Source organism: Streptomyces sp. NPDC044063 (assembly GCF_056434285.1).
The window spans coordinates 128470-154486 of the sequence record NZ_JBWKFM010000010.1; the positions used below are offsets into that span (position 1 = coordinate 128470).

Sequence of the window (26017 nt, forward strand, 5' to 3'; positions counted from 1 at the left end):
GCGCGGTTTGTTTTCGTTGACAGTCTTCACGGGCCCTCCATACGGTCATTTCCAGTGGCGGCCGGGGTGCCGCCACGTGTCGTGAATGGCCCCTCCGCACGCGAAGTCGATGCTGTCCCGCGAAAGGACGGAATATGGCCCAGGCCGTGCCGGTGACGTTCTCCACGGTGCGTGAGAACTACTTCAACCCTCCGGCTTCGACCCAGGAACTGCGCGCAAAAGAACCCATCGCACGCATGAGATTCGCCGACGGCCACCTCGGGTGGCTCGTCACCGGATATTCCGCGGCCCGGGCCGTGTTGTCGGACACCCGGTTCAGCGCCCGGGGCGAACTCAAGCACCAGCCGGTGCCGCGCGCCGCGATGCTCGAGGAATCGCCGGCCGCACCGCCAGGAATGTTCATCCAGCACGACGCCCCCGAGCACCAGCGCTACCGCAAGCTGCTCACCGGCCAGTTCACCGTCCGCCGTATGCGGCTGCTCACCGAGTGGATCGAGAAGACCACCCACGAGCACCTCGACGTGATGGAGGGCATGGGCGCGCCGGCCGACCTCTTCGAGCACTTCGCGCTGCCGCTGCCGTCGCTCGTCATCTGCGAACTGCTGGGCGTGCCCTACGCCGACCGGGAGAAGTTCCACCACGACGCCGCGGTCTGGAGCAGCTTCGGCAGGTCCACCGAGGAGGTCATGGCCGCCTTCGCCTCCCTCGGCGCCTACCTCTCCCAGCTCGTGCGGCTCAAGCGTGAGAAGCCGGCCGAGGATATCCTCAGCGGTCTGATCGCCGCGGACCCCACCCTCACCGACGAGGAACTGACCTCGATCGCCTTCCTGCTCCTCCTCGCCGGTCACGAGACCACCGCGAACCAGATGGCCCTCGGCCTCTTCGCCCTCTTCGAGAACCCCGAGCAGCTCGACGCCCTGCGCGCCGACCGCTCCCTCGTCGACGGCGCCGTGGAGGAGCTGCTGCGCTACCTGAGCATCGTCCACCACGGCCCCACCCGGGCCGCCCTGGAGGACGTGGAGATCGAGGGCACCACTATCAGGGCGGGTGAGGTCGTCATGGTCTCCCTCGCCGCCGCCAACCGGGACCCCGCGCGGTTCGCCGACCCCGAGCTGCTCGACGTCACCCGCAACGCGACCGGCCACCTCGCCTTCGGGCACGGCGTCCACCAGTGCCTGGGCCAGCAGCTGTCCCGCATCGAGCTGCGCGTGGGGCTGACCGCGCTCCTCGACCGCTTCCCCGGGCTGCGCCCGGCCGTGCCGGCGTCGGAGATCCGGCTCCGCCACGACATGCAGGTCTACGGCGTCTACGAGCTTCCCGTCACCTGGTGACGGAAGAACGCAATCCAGGACGAGCAGTTACGGAAAGGTCAGGGAGCAACAGCGTGGTAGAGAACCAGCACTTGTCGCGCCGCCGTCTGCTGGGCATGGCGGCCCTCGGCGCCGCGGCCGTCACCGGGGCGACCACGATCGGCGTGGCCCCCCGCGCCCGGGCCGCGACGCCGGCGGCCGACGGCTCGCACGTGCCGGCCGTCGTCATCGGCACCGGCTACGGCGCCGCCGTCTCCGCGCTCCGCCTGGGCGAGGCGGGCGTCGAGACGGTCATGCTGGAGATGGGCCGGCAGTGGGACAGCGCCGGACCCGACGGCAAGATCTTCCCCAATATGCTCAAGCCCGACGAGCGTTCCAGCTGGTTCAAGAACCGCACCGAGGCTCCGCTGGGCTCCTTCCTCTGGCTCGACGTCGTCAACCGGGACATCACCCCGTACGCCGGTGTGCTCGACCGGGTCAACTTCGACCAGATGTCCGTCTACGTCGGCCGCGGCGTCGGCGGCGGCTCCCTCGTCAACGGCGGCATGGCCGTGGTGCCCCGCCGCTCGTACTTCGAGGAGGTCCTCCCGCGGGTGGACTCCGCCGAGATGTACGACCGGTACTTCCCGCGCGCCAACGCCACCCTCCGCGTCAACCACATCGACAAGGGCTGGTTCGAGCAGACCGAGTGGTACAAGTTCGCCCGCGTCTCCCGGGACCAGGCGGGCAAGGCGGGCCTGGGCACCACCTTCGTGCCCAACGTCTACGACTGGGACTACATGCGCCGCGAGGCGGCCGGCGAGGTGCCGAAGTCGGCGCTGGCCACCGAGGTCATCTACGGCAACAACCACGGCAAGATGAGCCTGGACAAGACCTACCTGGCCGCCGCCCTCGGCACCGGCAAGGTCACCATCAGGACGCTCCACAAGGTCCGTGACATCGCCCGGCGCAGCGACGGCTCGTACGTCCTGTCCATCGAGGAGATCGACCCCTACGGCAAGCGCGTCGCCACCAAGCAGATCTCCTGCACCTACCTCTTCCTCGGCGCCGGCAGCCTCGGCACCACCGAACTCCTGCTGCGCGCCCGCGAGACCGGCGCGCTGCCCGACCTCAGCCCCGAGGTCGGTGCCGGCTGGGGCCCCAACGGCAACATCATGACCGCCCGCGCCAACCACATCTGGAACCCCGTCGGCGCCAAGCAGTCGTCCATCCCCGCCCTGGGCATCGACGACTGGGACAACCCCGCGGCACCCGTCTTCGCCGAGATCGCGCCCATGCCGGCCGGCCTGGAGACCTGGGTCAGCCTCTACCTGGCCATCACCAAGAACCCCGAACGCGGCACCTTCGTATACGACAAGGCAGCCGACCGGATGAACCTCCGGTGGACCCGGGACCAGAACAAGCCCGCCGTCGAGGCCGCCAAGTCGCTCTTCGACCGCATCAACAAGGCCAACGGCACGATGTACCGCTACGACCTCTTCGGCAAGCAGCTGAAGAACTTCGCGGACGACTTCTGCTACCACCCGCTCGGCGGCGCCGTCCTGGGCAAGGCCACCGACCTCCACGGCCGGGTCTCCGGTTACAAAAACCTGTATGTAACAGACGGTTCACTCATTCCTGGTTCCATCGGCGTCAATCCCTTTGTGACAATTACGGCGCTGGCGGAACGCAACATCGAGCGGGTCATCAAGCAGGACATCACCGCCTCCTGATCACGGCCGGCCGGTGCGGAAACGGAACGTCCCGCACCGGCCGGAATTCCTGAGCATGTCGGCATTTCGTTCAACGGGTTGATGGAGCACGAAAATGAGCGGATCCGAGTCGGTTCTCCCCGAGTTCGATGCGATGAAGACTGCCGCCGTCGCGGTCGTCGGATCCGCTCATCGCCCTCCCGAGGAATGCGACGCGTTCGACGCGGAATTCCTGGGCACGCCGCCCGGGGACGCGCCCCGCGGCATACCCGGCGGGCCCGCCCTCCTCGAACTCCTCTGGGAGGCGCTGGAGAACGCCGGCGTCGTCCCCACGACACCGGCCGCCCACCCCGCCGTCCACCTCACCGCCGACGCGGACACCGCCACCGGCGACCTCGCCGGCACCGTCGCCCGCGCCCTGCGGCTGCCCCACGTCGCCCTCGCCTGCGCCCCCGGCCCCCGGGCCGCCCTCGACGCCGCCTGCGACACCCTCCGCGCCGGCCGCGCCCCCCTCGCCCTCGCCGCCGGACCCGGCCTGGCGCCGCCCCGGACACCCCCCGGGCACCCCGCCGCCGTCCTCCTCAAGCCCCTCGACCGGGCCCTGGCCGACGGCGACACCATTCACCACGTCCTGCGCCCCGCCACCGCCCCCGGCACCGGCTGGACCTGGGAAGCGGCCGACACCCACCGCGCCGCGCCGCCCGCCCCCGCCGAGCCCCCGGCGCCCGCCCGCACCCCCCTGCCCTGGATCCTCTCGGCCGCCGGCCCCGAGGCCCTCCGCGCCCAGGCCCGCGCCCTCCACCGGCACCTGACCGAGCACCCCGGCCTCGACCCCGCCGCCGTCGGCCACGCCCTGGCCACCACCCGCCACCGCTTCGCCCACCGCGCCGTCGTCCTCGGCGACACCCGCGACGCGCTCATGGCCGGCCTCGCCACCGCCGCCGACGGCGGCCAGGCGAGCGGCGTCGTCCGCGGCAGCGCCACCACCACCGGCCGCACCGTCTTCGTCTTCCCCGGCCAGGGCACCCAGTGGCCCGGCATGGCCGCCGCGCTCCTCGACACCGACCCCGTCTTCCGCGACCGCTTACGCGCCTGCGCGGAGGCCCTGGCCCCGTACACCGACTGGTCGCTGGAGGACGTCCTGCGCGACGCCCCCGGCGCCCCGGCGCTGGTGGCCCCCGACGTCGTCCAGCCCGCCCTCTTCGCCGTCCAGGTCGCGCTCGCCGCGACCTGGCGCGCCCACGGCGTCCACCCCGACGCGGTGGCCGGCCACAGCGTCGGCGAGATCGCCGCCGCCCACGTCGCCGGCGCCCTCACCCTCCAGGACGCGGCCCGCGTCGTCACCGTCTGGGGCCGCGCCCAGGCCACCCTCACCGGACGCGGCGAGATGATCTCCGTGGCCCTGCCCGCCGCCGAGGTGACGGCCCGCCTGGAGCCCTACGGCGGACGGCTCGTCATCGCCGGCCACAACAGCCCCGGCAACGTCGTCGTCGCCGGCGACACCGACGCCGCCCTCGACCTCCTGGACCGGCTCACCGCCGAGGACGTCCGCGCCCGCCGCGTCGCCGTGGGCCACGCCGCCCACGCGCCCCACATCGACGACATCCACGACCCGATCACGGAGGGCCTGGCCGGCCTCGCCCCGCGCACCGCCGGCATCCCCCTCCACAGCGCCTGGGCCGGCGGCCCGATCGACGGCGAAGAGGCCGACGCCGCCCACTGGTTCCGCGTCCTGCGCGACCCCGTACGCTTCGAGGACGCCACCCGCGCCCTCCTCGGCACCGGCCACGACACCTTCGTCGAGATCAGCGTCCACCCCTCGCTCACCGCCCCCCTCCTGGAGACCGCCGCCGCGACCGGGCACACCGCCGTCGCCATCGGCTCCCTGCGCCGCGACCAGGGCGACGAGACCCGCCTGCGCACCTCCCTGGCCGAGGCCTGGGTCCAGGGCACCGACGTCGACTGGGCCGCCCTCCTCCCCGCCCCCGCCACCCGCGTCCCGCTGCCCACCTACGCCTTCCGGCGCCCCACGGACACCGACGACGACACCACCGGCTCCTTCCGCTCCCGGCTGCGCGCCCTCCCCGCCGCCGAACGCGACCACTTGGCCGCCGACCTCGTACGGGCCACCACCGTCGCCCTGCTCAACCTCCCCGACGCGATCGCCGTCGGCGCCGACCGCGCCTTCCGCGACCTCGGCCTGGACTCCGTCACCGCCATCGAGCTGCGCAACCGCCTCAACGAGGCCACCGGCCTCGCCCTGCCGCACACCGTCGTCTTCGACCACCCCACGCCCGGCGGCCTCGCCGCCCGCCTCGTCGCCGAGGCCCTCGGCATCCACGGCACCACCGCCGACCCCGACGCCGACACCCTCCCGCCCGTCTGGGACGAGCCCATCGCCGTCGTCTCCATGGGCTGCCGCCTGCCCGGCGGCATCCGCACCCCCGAGGACCTCTGGGACCTGCTGCGCGCCGGCGGCGACGCCGTCACACCCCTGCCGCGGGACCGCGGCTGGGACGTCGAGGGTCTCTACGACCCCGAACCCGGCCGCCCCGGCCGCTACTACCAGCGCGAAGCCGGCATGCTGCACGACGCCGTCGACTTCGATCCCGAGTTCTTCGGCATCTCCCCCCGCGAGGCCCTCGCCATGGACCCCCAGCAGCGGCTGCTGCTGGAGACCGCCTGGGAGACCTTCGAACGGGCCGGCATCGACCCGACCACCCTGCGCGGCAGCCGCACCGGCGCCTTCGTCGGCGCCATGACCATGGACTACGGCCCCCGCCTGTACGAGGCCGGCGAGGACCTCAGCGGCTACCTGCTCACCGGCAACACCGCCAGCGTCGCCTCCGGCCGCCTCTCCTACACCTTCGGCCTCGAAGGCCCGGCCATCACCGTCGACACCGCCTGCTCCTCCTCGCTCGTCGCCCTCCATCTGGCCGTCCAGGCCCTGCGCCAGGGCGAATGCTCGCTCGCCCTCGCGGGCGGCGTCACCGTCCTGCCCTCGGCCGGCTCCTTCGTCGAGTTCAGCAAGCAGCGCGCGCTCGCCCCCGACGGACGCAGCAAGGCCTTCTCGGCCGCCGCCGACGGCTTCGGCCTCGCCGAGGGCGCCGGCCTCGTCCTGCTGGAACGCCTCTCCGACGCCCGCCGCAAGGGCCACCCCGTCCTCGCCGTCGTCCGCGGCACCGCCATCAACCAGGACGGCGCCTCCAACGGCCTCACCGCCCCCAGCGGCCCCGCCCAGCAGCGCGTCATCCGCCAGGCCCTCGCCGGCGCCGGCCTGACCGCCGCCGACGTCGACGTCGTCGACGCCCACGGCACCGGCACCACCCTCGGCGACCCCATCGAGGCCCAGGCCCTCCTCGCCACCTACGGCCAGGACCGCCCCGCCGACCGGCCCCTGTGGCTCGGCTCCCTCAAGTCCAACATCGGCCACACCCAGGCCGCCGCCGGCGTCGCCGGCGTCATCAAGATGGTCATGGCCCTGCGCCACGGCGTCATGCCCAGGACCCTCCACGCCGACGAACCGTCACCGCACATCGACTGGACGACCGGCGCCGTACGCCTGCTCACCACCGAGTCCGCCTGGCCCGAGACGGGCCGGCCCCGCCGCTCCGGCGTCTCCTCCTTCGGCATCAGCGGCACCAACGCCCACGCCATCCTCGAACAGGCCCCCGACGAGGCTCCCGACGAGACGCCCGAGGCGCCCGGCACCGATCACGCCGAGGAGCCCGCCGACGTCGCCGCCGTGGCCTGGCCGCTGTCCGCCCGCACCCCCGACGCGCTGCGCGAACAGGCCGCCGCCCTGCTCGCCCGCGTCGAGGACCGCCCCGGCGCCCGCCCGGCCGACATCGGCCACGCCCTGGCCACCACCCGCACCGCCTTCGAACACCGCGCCGTCGCCGTCGGCACCGACACCACCGAACTCGCCGAAGCCCTGCGCGCCCTCGCCACCGGTGCCACCCCGCCCGCCGCCACCGCCCAGGGCACCGCCGCACCCGCCCGCCGCACTGTCTTCGTCTTCCCCGGCCAGGGCTCCCAGTGGGCCGGCATGGCCGTCGGCCTCCTCGACACCTCCGCCGTCTTCCGCGAGCGCCTGCGCGCCTGCGAGGAGGCCCTGGCACCGTACGTCGACTGGAGCCTGGAGGACGTCCTGCGCGGCGCCCCCGGGGCCCCCGCGCTCAACAGCGCCGACGACGTCGTCCAGCCCGCCCTGTGGGCCGTCATGGTCTCCCTCGCCGAACTCTGGCGCTCCTTCGGCGTACGGCCCTCCGCCGTCGTCGGCCACTCCCAGGGCGAGATCGCCGCCGCCTGCGTCGCCGGCGCCCTCACCCTCGAGGACGGCGCCCGCGTCGTCGCCCTCCGCAGCCGCCTGCTCGGCCGGCTCGCCGGACTCGGCGGCATGATGTCCGTCCCCGAACCCCTCGACGCCGTCACCCACCGACTGGAGCGCTGGAACGACCGCCTCTCCGTCGCCGCCGTCAACGGCCCCCGCTCCGTCGTCGTCTCCGGCGACGCCGACGCCCTCGACGAACTCCTGGAGGCCTGCACCGCCGACGGCGTCCGCGCCAAGCGCGTCCCCGTCGACTACGCCTCCCACTGCGCCCACGTCGAGATCATCGAGGCCGAACTCGCCGAAGCCCTCGACGGGATCACCCCGCGCGTCCCCCACACCCCCTTCCACTCCACCGTCACCGGCGACATCGTCGGCACCGCCGCCCTCGACGCCGCCTACTGGTACCGCAACCTCCGCTCCACCGTCCGCTTCGAACCCGTCGTCCACACCCTGATGGAGACCGGACACCACGTCTTCGTCGAGGTCAGCCCCCACCCCGTCCTCGCCGTCGGCCTCCAGGAGACCGCCGAGGCCGCCGGCGCCGACGAGGCAGTCGTCGTGGCCTCCCTGCGCCGCGATCACGGCGGCCCCGCCCGCTGGCTGACCGCCCTCGGCGACGCCTGGACCCAGGGCGTGGACGTCGACTGGCCCGCCGTCCTCGCCGGCCGGCCCGTCCACCGGACCGACCTGCCCACCTACCCCTTCCAGCGGCGCCGCTTCTGGCTCCCCTCCGGGCCCTCCGTCCCCGCCGACGGCGCCGGCCGCGCGGCGCACACCGCCGAGGAGGCGCGCTTCTGGGAGGCCGTCGAGGGCGAGGACCTGGAGGCGCTCGCCGCCTCCCTCGGCGTCGACGCCGACGCGGCCTTCGGCGACGTCCTCGCCGGACTCGCGGACTGGCGCCGCCGGGCCCACGAGACGTCCGTCATCGACGGCTGGCGCTACCGCGTCACCTGGCGGCCCGTCACCCCGCCCCGGGAGGCCGGTACCCCGCCCGGCACCTGGCTGCTCGTCACCCCCGGCGGCGGGGACGACACCACGACGAACGCCGTCCGCGACGCGCTCGGCGCACACGGCGCCACCGTCGAGACCCTGACCGCCGGCCACCAGGACGACCGGCGGACCCTCGCCGCCCGCCTCACGGACCTCGCCGACCGGCCCCTCGCCGGCGTCGTCTCCCTCCTCGCCGCCGACGACACCACCACACCCGGCAGCGAGGCCGGCACCGGCCTGACCGCCGCCGTCGCCCTCCTCCAGGCCCTCGGCGACGCAGGCGTCAACGCCCCCCTGTGGTGCCTCACCTCGGGCGCCGTCACCACCGGCCCCGCCGACCCGGTGCGCAACCCCGACCAGGCACGCCACTGGGGCCTCGGCCGCGTCGCCGGCGCCGAATACCCCCACCGCTGGGGCGGCCTCATCGACCTGCCCCAGACGCCCGACCCGAGCACCCTGGCCCACCTCACGGCCCTCCTCACCGCCCCCGGCGGCGAGACCGAACTCGCCCTCCGCGCCTCCGGCCCCCTCGCCCGCCGCCTCGTCCGCGCCACCGCCGGCACCACCCCCGCCGACGGCTTCCGCACCCACGGCACCGTCCTCGTCACCGGCGGCACCGGCACCCTCGGCGCCCACGTCGCCCGCTGGCTCGCCGCCTCCGGCGCCCAGCACCTCGTCCTCACCAGCCGCAGCGGCCTCGCCGCCGACGGCGCCGCCGAACTCCGCGACGAACTCGAGGCCCTCGGCACCCGCACCACCGTCGCCGCCTGCGACACCGCCGACCGCGACGCGCTCCGCCGGCTGCTGGAAGAACTCCCCGAGGAACACCCGCTCACCGGCGTCTTCCACGCCGCCGGAGTCCTCGACGACGGAGTCCTCGACGCCCTCACCGGCGAACGCCTCGAACGCGTCCTGCGCCCCAAGACGCGCGCCGCCCTCAACCTCCACGAACTCACCCGCGAACTCGGCCACGAGCTCGACCACTTCGTCCTCTTCTCCTCCATCGCCGGCGTCGTCGGCAACGGCGGCCAGGGCGGCTACGCCGCCGCCAACGCCTTCCTCGACGCCCTCGCCCAGCAGCGCCGCGCCGCCGGCCTCCCCGCGACCTCCGTCGCCTGGGGCTCCTGGGGCAGCGGCCGGATGATGGGCGACGCCGCCGAGGCCCACCTCACCCGGCGCGGCATCCTCCCCATGGCCGCCGACCTCGGCATCCAGGCCCTGCGCAGGGCCCTGGAGAACGACGACACCGCCGTCATGATCGCCGACGTCGACTGGGACCGCTTCGTCCCCGCCTTCGCCGTCACCGGCGACTACCCCCTCCTGAACGACCTGCCCGAAGCCCGCCGCCTGCTGGACACCGCCGGCCAGGACACCCCGGCCGGCCCCACCGGCACCACCGCGGGCCCGGCCCTCGCCCAGCGCCTCGCCGGCCTGACCGACGCCGAACGCACCCGGACCGTCCTCGACCTCGTCCGCACCCAGGCCGCCACCGTCCTCGGCCACGCCGGCCCCGAACGCGTCCAGCCCGCACGGGCCTTCCGCGAGGTCGGCTTCGACTCCCTCACCGCCATCGAACTGCGCAACCGCCTGGCCACCGCCACCGGCATGCGCCTGCCGACCACCGTCGTCTTCGACTACCCCAACCCCAAGGAACTCGCCGCCTTCCTCCTCACCGAGATCGGCGACGCACCGCGCGACGAGGCCCGGACCGCCGCCCCCGCCCCGGCCGCCCGTCCCGCCGACGACGAGCCCATCGCCATCGTCGGCATGAGCTGCCGCTTCCCCGGCGGCGTTCGCACCCCCGAGGAACTGTGGCGGCTCCTCACCGCCGGCACCGACGCCCTCACCGGCCTCCCCACCGACCGCGGCTGGGACCTCGACAACCTCTACCACCCCGACCCCGAGCACACCGGCACCACCTACGCCCGCGAAGGCGGCTTCCTTCACGACGCGGCCGACTTCGACGCCGCCTTCTTCGGTATCTCGCCCCGCGAGGCCCTCGCCATGGACCCCCAGCAGCGCCTGCTGCTGGAGACCTCGTGGGAGGCGTTCGAACGCGCCGGCATCGACCCGGCCGGCCTCAAGGGCAGCCGGGCCGGCGTCTTCATCGGCTCCAACGGCCAGGACTACGGCCAGGAATACGCCTCCGGAACCCGCCGCGCCCCCGACGGCGTCGAGGGCTACCTCCTCACCGGCCGCGCGGCCAGCGTCGTCTCCGGCCGCCTCTCCTACACCTTCGGGCTGGAAGGCCCGGCGGTGACCGTCGACACGGCCTGCTCGTCGTCGCTCGTCGCCCTCCACCTCGCCGTCCAGGCCCTGCGCAACGGCGAATGCGAGATGGCCCTCGCCGGCGGCGTGACCATCATGTCCACCCCCGGCATCTTCCTGGAGTTCAGCCGCCAGCGCGGCCTCGCCGCCGACGGCCGTTGCAAGGCCTTCTCCGCCGACGCCGACGGCACCGGCTGGGGCGAGGGCGCGGGCATGCTCCTCGTCGAGCGACTCTCCGACGCCCAGCGGAACGGCCACCAGGTCCTGGCCGTGGTCCGTGGCTCGGCCGTCAACCAGGACGGCGCCTCCAACGGCCTCACAGCGCCCAACGGCCCCTCGCAGCAGCGCGTCATCCGCGCCGCCCTCGCCGACGCCGGCCTGACCGCCGCCGACGTCGACGCCGTCGAGGCCCACGGCACCGGCACCCGGCTCGGCGACCCCATCGAGGCCCAGGCCCTGCTCGCCACCTACGGGCAGGACCGGGGCGACGACGGACGGCCGGTACTGCTGGGCTCCCTCAAGTCCAACATCGGCCACACCCAGGCCGCGGCGGGCGTCGCCGGCGTCATGAAGATGGTGCTGGCCCTCCGCAACGGACTGCTGCCCCGCACCCTCCACGTCACCGAACCGACCCCGCACGTCGACTGGGCGGCGGGCGCGGTCGAACTGCTCACCGCACCGGCGGAATGGCCGCACGACGACACCCGCGTACGCCGCGCCGGCATCTCCGCCTTCGGTGTGAGCGGAACGAACGCCCACATCATCGTGGAACAGGCCCCTGACGCGCCGCTGACGCCGGACGCCGGTCTTGTCGGCTCAGGGGTCGTGCCGTGGCTGGTCTCCGGCCGGGACGCGACGGCCCTCCGCGCCCAGGCCGGGCGGCTGCTGGAGCACGTACGGACCCACCCGGAGCAGGACGCGGCCGACATCGGCCACACCCTGGCCACGGCACGCGCCGCCCTGGAGTACCGCGCGGCCGTCGTGGGCGCGGACCGCGAGGAACTGGAGCGCGGGCTTGAGGCACTGGCCCGCGGAGAGGCGAACGGCACGGCAGCGGGCGCGGGCGCGGGACAGCTGGCGTTCCTGTTCTCGGGTCAGGGTAGCCAGCGGCTGGGGATGGGCCGTGAACTGTACGCGGCCTTCCCGGCGTTCGCCGGGGCGTTCGACGCGGTGTGCGCTGAGTTGGACGGGCACCTTGAGCGTCCGCTGCGGGATGTGGTCTTCGGTGATGATGCCGGGCTGCTGAATCAGACTGGTTTTGCGCAGCCGGCGTTGTTCGCGGTCGAGGTGGCGTTGTTCCGTCTGGTGGAGTCGTGGGGTGTGCGGCCGGATTACCTGGCCGGGCATTCGATCGGTGAGCTGGCGGTGGCGCATGTCGCTGGTGTGCTGTCGCTGGCCGATGCGGCGGCGTTGGTGGCCGCTCGTGGGCGTTTGATGCAGGCGCTGCCGGTGGGTGGTGTGATGGTGGCGGTGCAGGCGTCGGAGGGCGAGGTTCTTCCGCTGCTGGTCGGTCACGAGGACTTCGTCGGTATCGCGGCGGTCAACGGTCCGGCGTCGGTGGTGCTTTCCGGTGCTGCCGATGCCGTGCGTGCCATTGCCGAGCGTTTGGTGGTCGAAGGTCGTAAGACCAAGGAACTCGCCGTTTCGCACGCGTTCCACTCGCCGTTGATGGAGTCGATGCTGGCGGACTTCCGGGCGGTGGCGGAGCGTGTGGAGTTCGCGGCGCCGGAGATTCCCATCGTCTCGACGCTGACAGGCCGGGCGGCTTCGGCCGAGGAGCTGTGCGATCCCGAGTACTGGGTTCGCCATGTCCGTCAGGCCGTGCGCTTCGGGGACGCCGTCGAGGTGCTCGCCGCCGAGGGCGTGACCGCCTTCCTGGAGATCGGTCCCGGCGGTGTGCTGACCGCCATGGTCGAGGGCGGCACCGCCCTGCCGGCCCTGCGGGGTGACCGTGCCGAGGATCTGTCGGTCGTCACGGCCGTCGCCCAGCTGCACGTCCACGGCATCGCCGTCGACTGGCAGTCCGTCCTCGCCGGACGCGGCGCCCGCGTCGTCGACCTGCCGACCTACGCCTTCCAGCGCGAGCGCTTCTGGCTCCGGGCGCCCGCGGCGGCCACCGACCCGGCGGCCATCGGCCTCGCCGACGCCGACCACCCCATGCTGGGCGCCACCGTAGGCCTGCCCGACGGCGGCATGGTCCTCACCGGCCGGCTGTCCCTGGCCACCCACCCGTGGCTCGCCGACCACGCCGTGTCCGGCGTGGTGCTCGTCTCCGGCACGTCCTTCGTCGAGCTCGCCCTGCGCGCCGCCGACGAGACGGGCAGCGGCGGCATCGAGGAACTGACCCTCTCCGCCCCGCTCGTGCTGCCCGAGCACGGCGCGGTCCAGCTCCGGCTCACCGTCGGCGCCGAGGACACCACGGGCCGCCGTACGCTCACCCTCCACTCCCGCCCCGAGGACAGCCTCGGCGCACCCGAGTGGACCCTCCACGCCGAGGGCGCGCTCGCCCCCGCGGACGCCGCCGAGCCGCCGACCGCCGACCTCACCGCCTGGCCGCCCCCCGGGGCCGAGCGCGTCGCCACCGACGACATCTACGACAAGCTCACGGACCTGGGCTTCGGCTACGGCCCCGTCTTCCGCGGCCTGCGCGCGGCCTGGCGCCGGGGCGACACCCTCTTCGCCGAGGCCGCCCTGCTCTCCGAGGCGGCCGACGACGCCGGCGCCTACGGGCTCCACCCCGCGCTCCTCGACTCCGCCCTGCACGCCTCCTGGCTGGGCCTGCTGTCGGGTTCCGAGACCGGGCAGGGCCTGCTGCCGTTCTCCTGGGGCACGGTGCGCCTGCGGGCCGGCGGTGCCCCCGCCGTCCGTATCCGGCTGACCCCCGCCGGCACCGACGCCGTCTCCGTCCTCGTGACCGACGCGACCGGACAGCCCGTCGCCTCCATCGGCTCGCTCGTGCTGCGCCCCGTCTCCGTCGAGCAGCTGCGCGGCGCGGCCGCCAGGTCCGGGGCCGGGTCCGGCCAGGACTCGCTGTTCCGGCTCGACTGGGTGCCGGCCACGGGCCTGTCCCCGGTGGACGGGAGCGCGCGGTCCGGCCTCGTCGGGACGCTCGCCGAGCTGGACGCTTCGGCGGACACCCCCGTTCCCGCGTACGTCCTCGCCCCGATCGGCACGGTCGACGGAAGCGGCACCGGCGCGGGGGAGGAGCCCGAGCTGTCCCCGGCGGCCGTACGGGCGACGAGCGTCCGCGCCCTGGAGCTCGTACAGCGGTGGCTCGCCGAGGAGCGCTTCGCCGACTCCCGCCTGGTGCTCGTGACGCGCGACGCCGTCTCGCCCGACGGCGATCCGCACACCCTCGACCCGGCCCAGGCTGCCGTGTGGGGTCTGGTGCGGTCGGCGCAGTCGGAGAACCCGGGCCGGTTCGTGCTGGCCGACCTGGACGCCGACGGCGACATCGGGACGGCCCTGCCCGCCCTCGTCGCCGGCGAGCCCCAGTTCGCCGTCCGCGACGGCGACGTGCTGCTGCCCCGGCTCGCCCGGACCACTGCGAGCGCCGCCGGCGAGGAGCACGCGCTCGTCACCTCCTTCACCGCCCACGGCACTGTCCTCGTCACCGGCGCCACCGGTACCCTCGGCCGGCTCGTCGCCCGCCACCTGGTGACCGAGCACGGCATCCGGCACCTCGTACTCGCCGGCCGCCGGGGGACGGCGGCCGAGGGCGCGGCGGAGTTCGAGGCCGAGCTGCGCGCGCTGGGCGCCGAGGTCGTCACCGCCGCCTGCGACGTCGCCGACCGGGACGCGCTCGCCGCGCTCCTCGCCGCGATACCGGCCGAGCACCCGCTGACCGGCGTCGTCCACGCCGCCGGCGTCACCGACGACGGCATCGCCGCCGCCCTGACCCCCGAGCGCCTCGACCGGGTCCTGCGCCCCAAGGTGGACGCCGCGCTCAATCTGCACGACCTCACGCGCGGCATGGACCTGTCGGCCTTCGTCCTCTTCTCGTCCGTCTCCGCCACCCTCGGCGGCGCCGGCCAGGCCAACTACGCCGCCGCGAACTCCTTCCTGGACGCCCTGGCCCGGCGCCGGCGCGCGGCGGGTCTCCCCGCCGTCTCGCTCGCGTGGGGCCTGTGGGCCGAGGGCAGCGGCATGACCGGCAAGCTGGACTCGGCCGACCTGGCCCGCATCCGGCGCATGGGCCTCGCCGCGATGGACTCCGCCGAGGGCCTCGCGCTCCTCGACGCCGCCTGCGCGGCCGACGACGACGTCCTCTTCCCCGTCCGCCTCGACCACGCCGGGCTGCGCGCCCGCGCCGCTGACGGCGACGTCCCGGCCCTCCTGCGCGGCCTGGTCACGGCGCCCGCGCGGCGCCGGGCGGGCGGTGCCCGGCGGACGGCCGCCGACACCGCCGCGACGACCACCACCGCGTCGACCCTGGCCGACAGCCTGGCCGGGCTCGCCTCGGACGAGCAGGAGAACATCCTGCTGGAGCTCGTCCGGAAGCAGATCGCCACCGTGCTCGGCCACGCCTCGCCGGAGCTGATCGACCCCGAACGCGCCTTCAAGGACCTCGGCTTCGACTCCCTCACCGCGGTCGAGCTGCGCAACCTCCTCAACGCCGCCTCCGGCACCCGCCTCCCGGCCACGCTCGTCTTCGACCACCCCAATCCGGTCGCCCTCGCCCGCTTCCTGCACGAGGAGCTGCTCGGTTCCGTCGCGCAGGGCGAGCCGCGGCGGCCGGTGGCGGTGACGGCCGTGCCCGTCGACGAGCCGATCGCGATCGTGGGCATGGCCTGCCGCTACCCCGGCGGTGTCGCTTCGCCCGAGGACCTGTGGCGCCTCGTCACCGAGGGCGGCGACGCCGTCGGCGGCTTCCCCGCGGACCGTGGCTGGGACCTCGCGTCGCTGTACCACCCGGACCCGGACCACGCGGGGACCAGCTACACCCGCGAGGGCGGCTTCCTGTACGAGGCCGGCGAGTTCGACCCGGACTTCTTCGGGATCTCGCCGCGCGAGGCGCTGGCGATGGACCCGCAGCAGCGACTGCTGCTGGAGACCTCGTGGGAGGCGTTCGAGCGGGCCGGAATCGACCCCGCGTCGGTGCGCGGCTCCCGGACCGGCGTGTTCGCCGGCGTGATGTACCACGACTACGGCGGCCGGCTCACCACCATCCCCGAGGGCTTCGAGGGCTACGTCGTCAACGGCAGCGCGGGCAGCATCGCCTCGGGCCGCGTGGCGTACACCTTCGGGCTGGAGGGCCCGGCGGTGACGGTCGACACGGCCTGCTCGTCGTCGCTGGTGGCGCTGCACCTCGCGGGACAGGCCCTGCGCCAGGGCGAGTGCGAGATGGCGCTCGTCGGCGGTGTGACCGTCATGGCGACGCCGAACATCTTCGTCGAGTTCAGCCGCCAGCGCGGCCTGGCGGCGGACGGCCGCTGCAAGGCGTTCTCCGCCGACGCGGACGGCACCGGCTGGGCCGAGGGCGCGGGCATGCTGCTCGTCGAGCGGCTCTCGGACGCCCGGAAGAACGGCCACCCGGTGCTGGCCGTGGTGCGCGGTTCCGCCGTCAACCAGGACGGTGCCTCGAACGGTCTGACGGCTCCCAACGGTCCGTCGCAGCAGCGGGTGATCCGTGCCGCGCTGTCGGCGGCCGGCCTGTCGGCGGCGGACGTGGACGTGGTGGAGGCGCACGGTACGGGTACGACGCTGGGTGACCCGATCGAGGCCCAGGCGCTGCTGGCCACGTACGGCCAGGAGCGCCCGGAGGACGGCCGCCCGCTGTGGCTGGGCTCGCTGAAGTCGAACGTGGGCCACACGCAGGCCGCCGCCGGTGTGGGCGGTGTCATCAAGATGGTGATGGCGATGCGACACGGTGTGCTGCCGCGGACGCTGCACGTCGGAGAGCCGTCGCCGCACGTGGACTGGTCGGCGGGCGACGTACGGCTCCTGACGGAGCCGGTCGAGTGGGCGGAGGGCGCCGACGGTCGTCCGCGCCGGGCGGGCGTGTCGTCGTTCGGTGTGAGCGGTACGAACGCGCATGTGGTGCTGGAGGAGGCAGCCGCCGCTGCTGACGTCGCGCCTGTGGTGGAGCCGGACGGTTCCGGTGCGGTGGTGGCGTGGGTGTTGTCGGCGAAGGACGAGTCGGCGGTGCGGGAGCAGGCGCGGCGGTTGGCGGCGTTTGTGGCCGAGCGGCCGGAGCTTGAGCCGGTGGATGTCGGCTTCTCGTTGGCGACGTCGCGTGCGCTGTTCGGTCATCGTGCGGCGGTGGTCGGCCGGGACCGTGGGGAGTTGCTGGCGGGGCTGGCGGACCTGGCCGTGGAGGAGGCCGGCAGTGCTGGGCGGCTGGGATTCCTGTTCTCGGGGCAGGGGAGCCAGCGGGTCGGCATGGGCGGTGAACTGTACGCGGCCTTCCCGGAGTTCGCCGATGCCTTCGACGCGGTGTGCGCTGAGTTGGACGGGCACCTTGAGCGTCCGTTGCGGGATGTGGTCTTCGGTGATGATGCCGGGCTGCTGAACGAGACCGGTTTTGCGCAGCCGGCGTTGTTCGCGGTCGAGGTGGCGTTGTTCCGGCTGGTGGAGTCGTGGGGTGTGCGGCCGGACTTCCTGGCCGGTCACTCGATCGGTGAGATCGCTGCTGCTCATGTGGCGGGTGTGCTGTCGCTCGCCGACGCCGCCGCCCTCGTCGCGGCCCGTGGTCGTCTGATGCAGGCGCTGCCCTCCGGCGGTGTGATGGTGGCGGTGCAGGCGTCGGAGGACGAGGTCCTTCCGCTGCTGGCCGGTCACGAGGACGAGGCCGGTATCGCGGCGGTCAATGGCCCCACGTCGGTGGTCCTTTCCGGTGCCGCGGACGTCGTACGCCGGATCGCCGAGCGCCTGGCGGCGGACGGCCGGAGGACCAAGGAACTGACCGTCTCGCACGCGTTCCACTCGCCTCTGATGGAGCCCGTGCTCGCGGACTTCCGCGCGGTGGCCGAGACGATGTCGTTCGCGGCGCCCGAGGTCCCGATCGTCTCCACCCTCACGGGCCGGTCGGCCTCCGCCGAGGAGCTGTGCGATCCCGAGTACTGGGTCCGTCATGTCCGTCAGGCCGTTCGTTTCGGGGACGCGGTCGAGGCGCTCGTCGCCGAGGACGTGCGGACGTTCCTGGAGATCGGTCCCGGCGGTGTGCTGACCGCCATGGTCGAGGGCGGCACCGCCCTGCCGGCCCTGCGGGGTGACCGTGCCGAGGATCTGTCGGTCGTCACGGCCGTCGCCCAGCTGCACGTCCACGGCATCGCCGTCGACTGGCAGTCCGTCCTCGCCGGACGCGGCGCCCGCCGCGTCGACCTGCCGACCTACGCCTTCCAGCGCGAGCGCTACTGGCTGGAGGCGCCCGTCGCCACCGGCGATGTGACCTCGGTCGGACAGGCCGCCGCTGACCACGGTCTGCTGGGCGCGGCGGTCAGCCTGCCCGACGAGGGTGGTGTGCTGCTCACCGGTCGGCTGTCGCTGGCCACGCACGCCTGGCTCGCCGACCACGCGGTGTCCGGTGTGGCCTTGCTGCCGGGTACGGCGTTCCTGGAGATGGCGGTGCGGGCGGGCGACGAGGTCGGGTGCGGTCTCGTCGAGGAGCTGACCCTCGCCTCGCCGCTCGCGCTGCCCGAGCGGGCGGCGGTCCAGATCCGGGTCACCGTCGGCGCGGCCGACGACTCGGCACGCCGGACCGTGAAGATCCATTCCCGTACCGAGCACGACGGGCCCGACGAGACCCCGTGGACGTGCCACGCCACCGGTGTCCTGGCCGAGGCATCCACCACCGGTCGGCCCGAGCCGGCCGACCTGCGGGCGTGGCCGCCCGTGGGCGCGGACGCGGTCGGGACGGACGGTTGCTACGAGCGCCTCGCCGAGGCCGGGTTCGGCTACGGCCCGGTGTTCCAGGGCCTGCGGGCGGCCTGGCGGCGCGGGGACGAGCTCTTCGCCGAGGTGGCCCTGCCCGAGCAGACGCCCTCCGCGGGCTTCGCCCTCCACCCCGCGCTGCTCGATTCGGCACTGCACGCGATGGGAGTGAGCGCGTTCCTGGCAGACGGCCACGAGGGCAGGCTCCCGTTCGCCTGGAGCGGGGTCGCCGTGCACGCGACGGACGCGACGTCCCTGCGCGTCCGGCTGACGCGCACCGGACGGGAGTCCGTTGCCCTGGCGATCGCCGATGAGGCGGGTCTGCCCGTCGCCACGGTCGACGACCTCACCCTTCGCGCCGTCACCGCCGAGCAGCTCTCGGCCGCCCAGCGCGCCCGGCACGACTCGTTGTACCGGGTGGAGTGGGTTGCTGGTGCGATTGGCAGCGGTGCTGGTGCTGCTGTTGGTGATGTCGATGTGGTGGTGGTGCCTGCCGGTGTTGATGTGCGGTGGGCGTTGGGTGTGGTGCGGGAGCGGTTGGTGGGGGAGCGTCGTGTTGTTCTGGTGACGCGTGGTGCTGTGGCTGTTGGTGCGGGTGTTGTTGATCCGTGGCAGGCGGCTGTGTGGGGTTTGGTGCGTTCGGCGCAGTCGGAGCATCCGGACCGGTTCGTGCTGGCTGATGTCGATGTCGATGCCGACGTCGATATGGACGAGCGTGTGTTGTCGGCTGTGCTGGGCGCGGGTGAGTCGCAGGTCGTGGTGCGTGGCGGTGAGGTGTTGGTGCCTCGTCTGGTACGTGCCGAGGTCGGTGAGCTCGCCGAGGATGTCCCGGTGTTCGGTGTCGAGGGCACCGTCCTGGTGACGGGTGCTTCCGGTGTTCTGGGCCGGCTCGTGGCACGGCATCTGGTGGTCGAGCACGGTGTCCGTCATCTGCTGCTCCTCAGCCGTAGCGGGCTCGCCGATGACGAGCTTGTCGCGCTCGGTGCTTCCGTCGAGGCGGTCGCTTGCGATGTTTCCGATCGGGAGGCGTTGGCGGGTGTGCTGGCGGGGATTCCGGTCGAGCGTCCGTTGGTGGGTGTGGTGCACGCGGCGGGGGTGACGGACGACGGTGTGGTCTCGGCTCTCGACGAGGAGCGTCTGGATCGCGTCTTCGCTCCCAAGGCCCTGGGCGCCCTGCACCTGCACGAACTGACGGCGGATGCCGACCTCTCGGCCTTCGTGCTCTTCTCCTCGGCGTCCGGTGTGCTGGGCAGCGCGGGGCAGGGCAACTACGCGGCCGCGAACTCGTTCCTGGACGCGTTGGCGGAGCAGCGGCGTGCGGCGGGTCTGCCGGCGGTGTCGCTGGCGTGGGGTCTGTGGGCGGAGACGAGCACGCTCAGTGGCGCGCTCGGCACGGCCGACCAGCACCGCATCGCCCGCTCCGGCATCGCCGCGCTCGAGACCGACGAGGGCCTCGCGCTCTTCGACGCCGCCGTCCGCGCCGACCACGCCGTCCTGGTGCCGGCCCGCCTGGAGCTCGGAACCCTGCGCACGCGGGCCCGGTCCGGCGCGGTGCCGCCGCTCTTCCGGAACCTGGTCCGTACGCCCGCCCGCCGGGCCGTCGAGGGCACCGGAACCACCGAAGCCGGCCGGTCCACGCTCGCGCAGCGCCTCGGCGGCCTGCCCGAGGCGGACCGTCTCGGGGCCCTGCTGGACCTGGTACGCGAACAGGTCGCGGCCGTCCTGGGACACACGACGGCGGAAAGGGTCGGCGTCGACCGGCAGTTCAAGGACCTCGGCTTCGACTCCCTCACGGCGGTCGAGCTGCGCAACTCCCTGAACGCCGTCTCGGGCCTCCGCCTCCCGGCCACGCTCGTCTTCGACCACCCCACCCCCGAGTCCCTCGCGCACCACGTGCTGGGCGAGCTGTTCGGCTCCGCCGCGCAGGACGAGAGGCAGCGGTCGGTGGCGGTGACCGCCGTACCCGTCGACGAGCCGATCGCGATCGTCGGCATGAGCTGCCGCTACCCCGGTGGCGTACGGACGCCCGACGAGCTGTGGCGCCTGGTGACCGAGGGCGGTGACGCCATCGGTGAGTTCCCGGCGGACCGTGGCTGGGACCTGGCCTCGCTCTACCACCCGGACCCCGACCACGTGGGGACCAGCTACACCCGTGAGGGCGGCTTCCTGTACGAGGCCGGCGAGTTCGACCCGGCGTTCTTCGGGATCTCGCCGCGCGAGGCCCTCGCCATGGATCCGCAGCAGCGGCTGCTGCTGGAGACGTCCTGGGAGGCCTTCGAGAGGGCGGGCATCGACCCGGCGGCCGTACGCGGCTCCCGGACCGGCGTGTTCGCCGGCGTGATGTACCACGACTACGGAAGCCGGCTCACCACCGTGCCCGACGGCGTCGAAGGACACCTCGGCATGGGAACCTCCGGCAGCGTCGCCTCGGGCCGCGTGGCGTACACCTTCGGGCTGGAGGGCCCGGCGGTTACGGTCGACACGGCGTGCTCCTCGTCCCTCGTGGCACTGCACCTCGCGGCGCAGGCCCTGCGTCAGGGCGAGTGCGAGATGGCGCTCGTCGGCGGTGTGACCGTCATGGCGACGCCGGACACGTTCGTCGAGTTCAGCCGCCAGCGCGGCCTGTCCGCCGACGGCCGCTGCAAGGCCTTCGCGTCGTCCGCCGACGGCACGGGCTGGGCCGAGGGCGCGGGCATGCTGCTCGTCGAGCGCCTGTCGGACGCGCGCCGCAACGGCCACCGGGTGCTGGCGGTGGTCCGGGGCTCGGCGGTCAACCAGGACGGTGCGTCGAACGGTCTGACGGCGCCGAACGGTCCGTCGCAGCAGCGGGTGATCCGTGCCGCGCTGTCGGCGGCCGGCCTGTCGGCAGCGGATGTGGACGTGGTGGAGGCGCACGGTACGGGGACGACGCTGGGTGACCCGATCGAGGCGCAGGCGCTGCTGGCCACGTACGGCCAGGAGCGACCGGAGGACGGCCGGCCGCTGTGGCTGGGCTCCATCAAGTCCAACATCGGCCACACGCAGGCGGCCGCCGGCGTCGCCGGCGTCATCAAGATGGTGATGGCGATGCGGCACGGTGTGCTGCCGCGAACGCTCCACGTCGACGAACCCACGTCCCACGTCGACTGGGAGACGGGTGCCGTACGCCTGCTGACCGAGTCCGTCGCATGGCCGGCGGACGGTCGTCCGCGCCGGGCGGGTGTCTCCTCCTTCGGTGTGAGCGGTACGAACGCCCATGTGGTGCTGGAGGAGGCAGCCGCCGCTGCTGACGTCGCGCCTGTGGTGCAGTCGGACGGTTCCGGTGCGGTGGTGGCGTGGGTGTTGTCGGCGAAGGACGAGTCGGCGGTGCGGGAGCAGGCGCGGCGGTTGGCGGCGTTTGTGGCCGAGCGGCCGGAGCTTGAGCCGGTGGATGTCGGCTTCTCGTTGGCGACGTCGCGTGCGGTCTTCGGTCATCGTGCGGCGGTGGTCGGCCGGGACCGTGGGGAGTTGCTGGCGGGGCTGGCGGACCTGGCCGTGGAGGAGGCCGGCAGCGCTGGGCGGCTGGGATTCCTGTTCTCGGGGCAGGGGAGCCAGCGACTGGGGATGGGGCGTGAGCTGTACGCGACCTTCCCCGTCTTCGCCGATGCCTTCGACGCGGTGTGCGCTGAGTTGGACGGGCACCTTGAGCGTCCGTTGCGGGATGTGGTCTTCGGTGACGATGCCGAGCTGCTGAACCAGACGGGCTTCACTCAGCCGGCGTTGTTCGCGGTCGAGGTGGCGCTGTTCCGTCTCGTCGAGTCGTGGGGCGTACGGCCGGACTTCCTGACCGGTCACTCCATCGGCGAATTGTCGGCAGCGCACGTCGCCGGAGTCATGGCCCTGTCCGACGCCGCCGAGCTCGTCGCGGCCCGTGGTCGTCTGATGCAGGCGCTGCCTTCCGGCGGAGTGATGGTGGCGGTGCAGGCGTCGGAGGACGAGGTCCTTCCGCTGCTGGCCGGTCACGAGAACGAGGCGGGCATCGCCGCCGTCAACGGCCCGACGTCGATCGTCCTTTCCGGTGCCGCCGACGCAGTACGCGCCATCGCCGAGCGTTTGGCCGCTGACGGTCGCCGTAAGACCAAGGAACTGACCGTCTCGCACGCATTCCACTCGCCGCTGATGGAGCCCATGCTGGCCGACTTCCGGGCCGTGGCCGAGCGCGTGGCGTTCGCGGCGCCCGAGGTCCCGATCGTCTCCACCCTCACGGGCCGGTCGGCCTCCGCCGAGGAGCTGTGCGAACCCGACTACTGGGTCCGTCACGTCCGTCAGGCCGTACGCTTCGGTGACGCGGTCGAGACCCTTGTCGCCGAGGACGTGCGGACGTTCCTCGAGATCGGTCCCGGCGGTGTCCTGACCGCCATGGTCGAGGACGGCACGGCGATTGCCGCCCTCCGCTCCGACCGTCCCGAGGACGTGGCCCTGACCGCCGCCCTCGCCGCGCTTCATGTCCACGGCACCGCCGTCGACTGGCGGGCCTTCTTCGCCGGGCGCGGTGCGGGGCTGGTCGAGCTCCCCACGTACGCCTTCCAGTACCGGCGTTACTGGCTGGAGTCCGGTGCCCCGGCCGGCGATGTGGCCTCGGTGGGTCTGGCGGCGGCCGAGCATCCGCTGCTGGGTGCGGCGGTCGAGCTGGCCGACGGTGAAGGTGCCGTTCTGACCGGGCGGTTGTCGCTGTCCGCTCAGCCGTGGCTGGCGGAGCACGCGGTGATGGGTACGGTCCTGCTGCCCGGCACCGCTCTCGTCGACCTCGCGCTGCGCGCGGCCGACGAAGTGGGCTGCGACCGGGTCGAGGAACTCCACCTGCCCACTCCGCTCGTTCTCCCGGCGCGTGGTGCTCTTCGCCTGCAGGCCGTCGTGGGCGCGGCCGACGACGAGGGCCGGCGCCCGGTGAACGTCTACTCCCGGCCCGAGACCACGGACGCCCATGCCCGTACCGACGCCGACGAGCCGTGGACCTGCCACGCGACGGGTGTGGTGACGCCGTCGCAGCACCCCGCCGAAACGTTTGACCTGGCGGCCCAGTGGCCCGGTTCCGGCGCCTGCGGTGACGTCGACCCCGTCGACCTCGACGGCGCCTACGAGCGGCTGGCCGAGAGCGGCTTCGACTACGGCCCGGTCTTCCAGGGCCTGCGCGGCCTGTGGCGCGTCACCGGTGACGACGGTGTCGTCCAGGTGTGCGCCGAGGTCGCGCTGCCCGAGGAGACCCCGGTCGCCGGGTTCGGCGTCCACCCGGCCCTGCTCGACGCGGCACTCCACGCCGTCGGCCTGGGCGGGCTGCTCCCCGTCGGCGACGAGGACGGCCGGACGGGCAGGATCCCGTTCTCCTGGAACGGGGTGAGCGTGTACGCCACCGGTGCCACGTCCCTGCGGGTGCTGCTGACGGTCTCCGGTTCCGACGCGGTCTCGCTGCGGATCGCCGACGGCACCGGCCGCCCGGTGGCATCCGTCGACTCCCTCCTCCTGCGGTCCGTCTCCGGCGCCGAGCTGGCGCGGGCCGCGGGCGGGGCGCGCCGTCACGAGGGGCTCCTCCGCGTCGAGTGGACCGCCGCGCGGCCGGCGGGGTCCGCGGGGGAGTCCGCCCTCGCCGCCACCGGGCCGTGGGCCGTCATCGGTGACGACGACGGTCTGCGGGCCGCCTTCGAGGAAGCCGGCGTCGGCGCGACCTTCCACGCCGACCTCACGGACCTTGAGCGCGAGGCCGCGGACGGTGTGCCCCCGGTGGTCGTCCTGGCCGCCGCGGGTGTCGGGCCGGACGGCGACCGCCCGGTCCGGCACGCCCACGCCACCACGCACCGCATGCTGGACCTGCTGCGCCGGTGGCTGGCGGACGACCGCCGGGACGGGTCGCGGCTCGTCGTCCTGACGGCCAACGCGATGGTCGCGAAGGACGACGACAAGGAGATCGACCCCGCTCAGGCCGCCGTGTGGGGCCTGGTGCGGTCGGCGCAGTCGGAGGACCCGGGCCGGTTCGTCCTGGTCGACCTGGACCGCGCCGCCGCCTCCGTCCGCGCGCTGCCCGCGCTGCTCGCCACGGGCGAGGAGCAGTTCGCGCTGCGGGACGGCGAGGTCCTCGTACCCCGCCTCGTCCCGGCCCCCGCGGAAGCCGCCACCGGAGTCCCGGTCGGCACTCCCGCCTTCCCCGCCGGCGGCACCGTCCTCGTGACCGGTGCGTCCGGCACGCTGGGCCGGATCGTCGCCCGGCACCTGGTGGCCGAGCACGGCGTACGGAGCCTGCTGCTGGTCAGCCGGAGCGGCGTCGACGGCGCGGGGATGCCCGAGCTGGAGACGGAACTCACCGCGCAGGGCGCTCGCGTGGCCGTCGTGGCCTGCGACGTCGCCGACCGGGAGGCGCTGGCCGCCGTCCTGGCGGGCGCGGTCCCGCAGGACGCTCCGCTGACGGCGGTCGTGCATACGGCCGGTGTGGTGGACGACGGCGTGATCGCGTCCCTGACGCCCGAGCGGGTCGACCGTGTCTTCGCCCCCAAGGTGGACGCGGCGCTGCACCTGGACGAGCTGACCCGCGACATGGAGCTGTCGGCCTTCGTGCTCTTCTCCTCGGCGGCCGGTGTCTTCGGCAGCCCGGGGCAGGCCAACTACGCGGCCGCGAACGCCTACCTGGACGCCCTGGCCCGGCGCCGGCGCGCCGCCGGCCTGCCGGCCCTGTCGCTGGCCTGGGGCCTGTGGGAGGAGAGCAGCGGGATCACGGGCGAGCTGAACGAGGCCGACCGGAGCCGCATGGCGCGCGGCGGGGTCCTTCCGCTGCCGACCGGGGAGGGGCTCGCGCTCCTCGACGCGGCGCTCGCCGGCACGGACCCCGCTCCCGTGCCCGTCCGGCTGAACCGGCCCGCCCTGCGGGCCCGGGCGGCCGAGGGAACGCTGCCGCCGCTGCTCGCCGACGCGGTGCGCCTGCCCGTACGCCGTACGACGCGGGCGACGGCGGGTACGGAGGCGGCGGGCGCGCCGTCGCTCGCCGAGCGCCTGGCCGGGCTCGGGGAGTCCGAGCAGCGCAAGGTGCTGCTGGACCTGGTGTGCGGGCACGTGGCGGCCGTCCTCGGTCTGGCCTCGGCGAACGCGGTGCGGCCGGGACAGGCGCTCCGCGACCTCGGGTTCGACTCGCTGACGGCGGTGGAGCTGCGCAACCGGCTGTCCAAGGACACCGGCCTGCGGCTGCCCCCCACCCTGATCTTCGACTACCCGACGCCCGGGGAGATCGTGGAGCACCTCAAGGCGGAGACAGTCGCTACCGCGCCCGCCCCCGTCGCACCGGCCGCGGGCGGCGGGGACGTCACCGGGCTGCTCGCCGAACTGGACCGGATCGAGGCGGCCCTCAAGGCCGCGGCCGCGACGGCGCCGGCGGACGACGACGCCCGCCGTACCGAGATCGCGTCGCGGCTGCGGGGCATGGCGGCCGAGTGGGCGCCCGCCACCGCCTCCGAGCAGGTCGCCGAGGAGATGCACGCGGCGACCGATGACGAACTGTTCGACTTCATCGGCAAGGAATTCGGGATCTCCTGAACAGGGGAGTTGGCCGCCAA

Annotated in this window: 3 protein-coding genes; all 3 read left to right on the forward strand. The window is 74.0% G+C overall.

Annotated elements, in window-relative coordinates; genetic code table 11:
• The first annotated feature begins 134 nt into the window (after positions 1 to 134).
• The 3 genes from AC07BS_RS15305 to AC07BS_RS15315 all read left to right on the forward strand — a co-directional run bounded on the left by AC07BS_RS15305 (position 135) and on the right by AC07BS_RS15315 (position 25997).
• Positions 135 to 1331, forward strand: a complete 1197-nt coding sequence (locus AC07BS_RS15305) for a cytochrome P450 (RefSeq protein WP_478650765.1) — start codon at positions 135 to 137, stop codon at positions 1329 to 1331.
• A gap of 95 nt (positions 1332 to 1426) precedes the next feature.
• Entirely contained in the window at positions 1427 to 3022 is a 1596-nt protein-coding gene (locus tag AC07BS_RS15310; protein ID WP_478650769.1) for a GMC oxidoreductase, read from the forward strand.
• A 94-nt stretch (positions 3023 to 3116) separates the two neighbouring features.
• A complete protein-coding gene (locus AC07BS_RS15315) occupies positions 3117 to 25997 on the forward strand; it encodes a type I polyketide synthase (protein WP_478932499.1) in 22881 nt (7626 codons plus the stop codon).
• Positions 25998 to 26017 lie beyond the last annotated feature (20 nt).

Excerpts from the sequence above, each read along its gene's own strand:
- AC07BS_RS15305 (WP_478650765.1), top strand. The coding sequence starts at position 135 with ATGGCCCAGGCCGTGCCGGTGACGTTCTCCACGGTGCGTGAGAACTAC.
- AC07BS_RS15310 (WP_478650769.1), top strand. The coding sequence starts at position 1,427 with ATGGCGGCCCTCGGCGCCGCGGCCGTCACCGGGGCGACCACGATCGGC.
- AC07BS_RS15315 (WP_478932499.1), top strand. The coding sequence starts at position 3,117 with ATGAGCGGATCCGAGTCGGTTCTCCCCGAGTTCGATGCGATGAAGACT.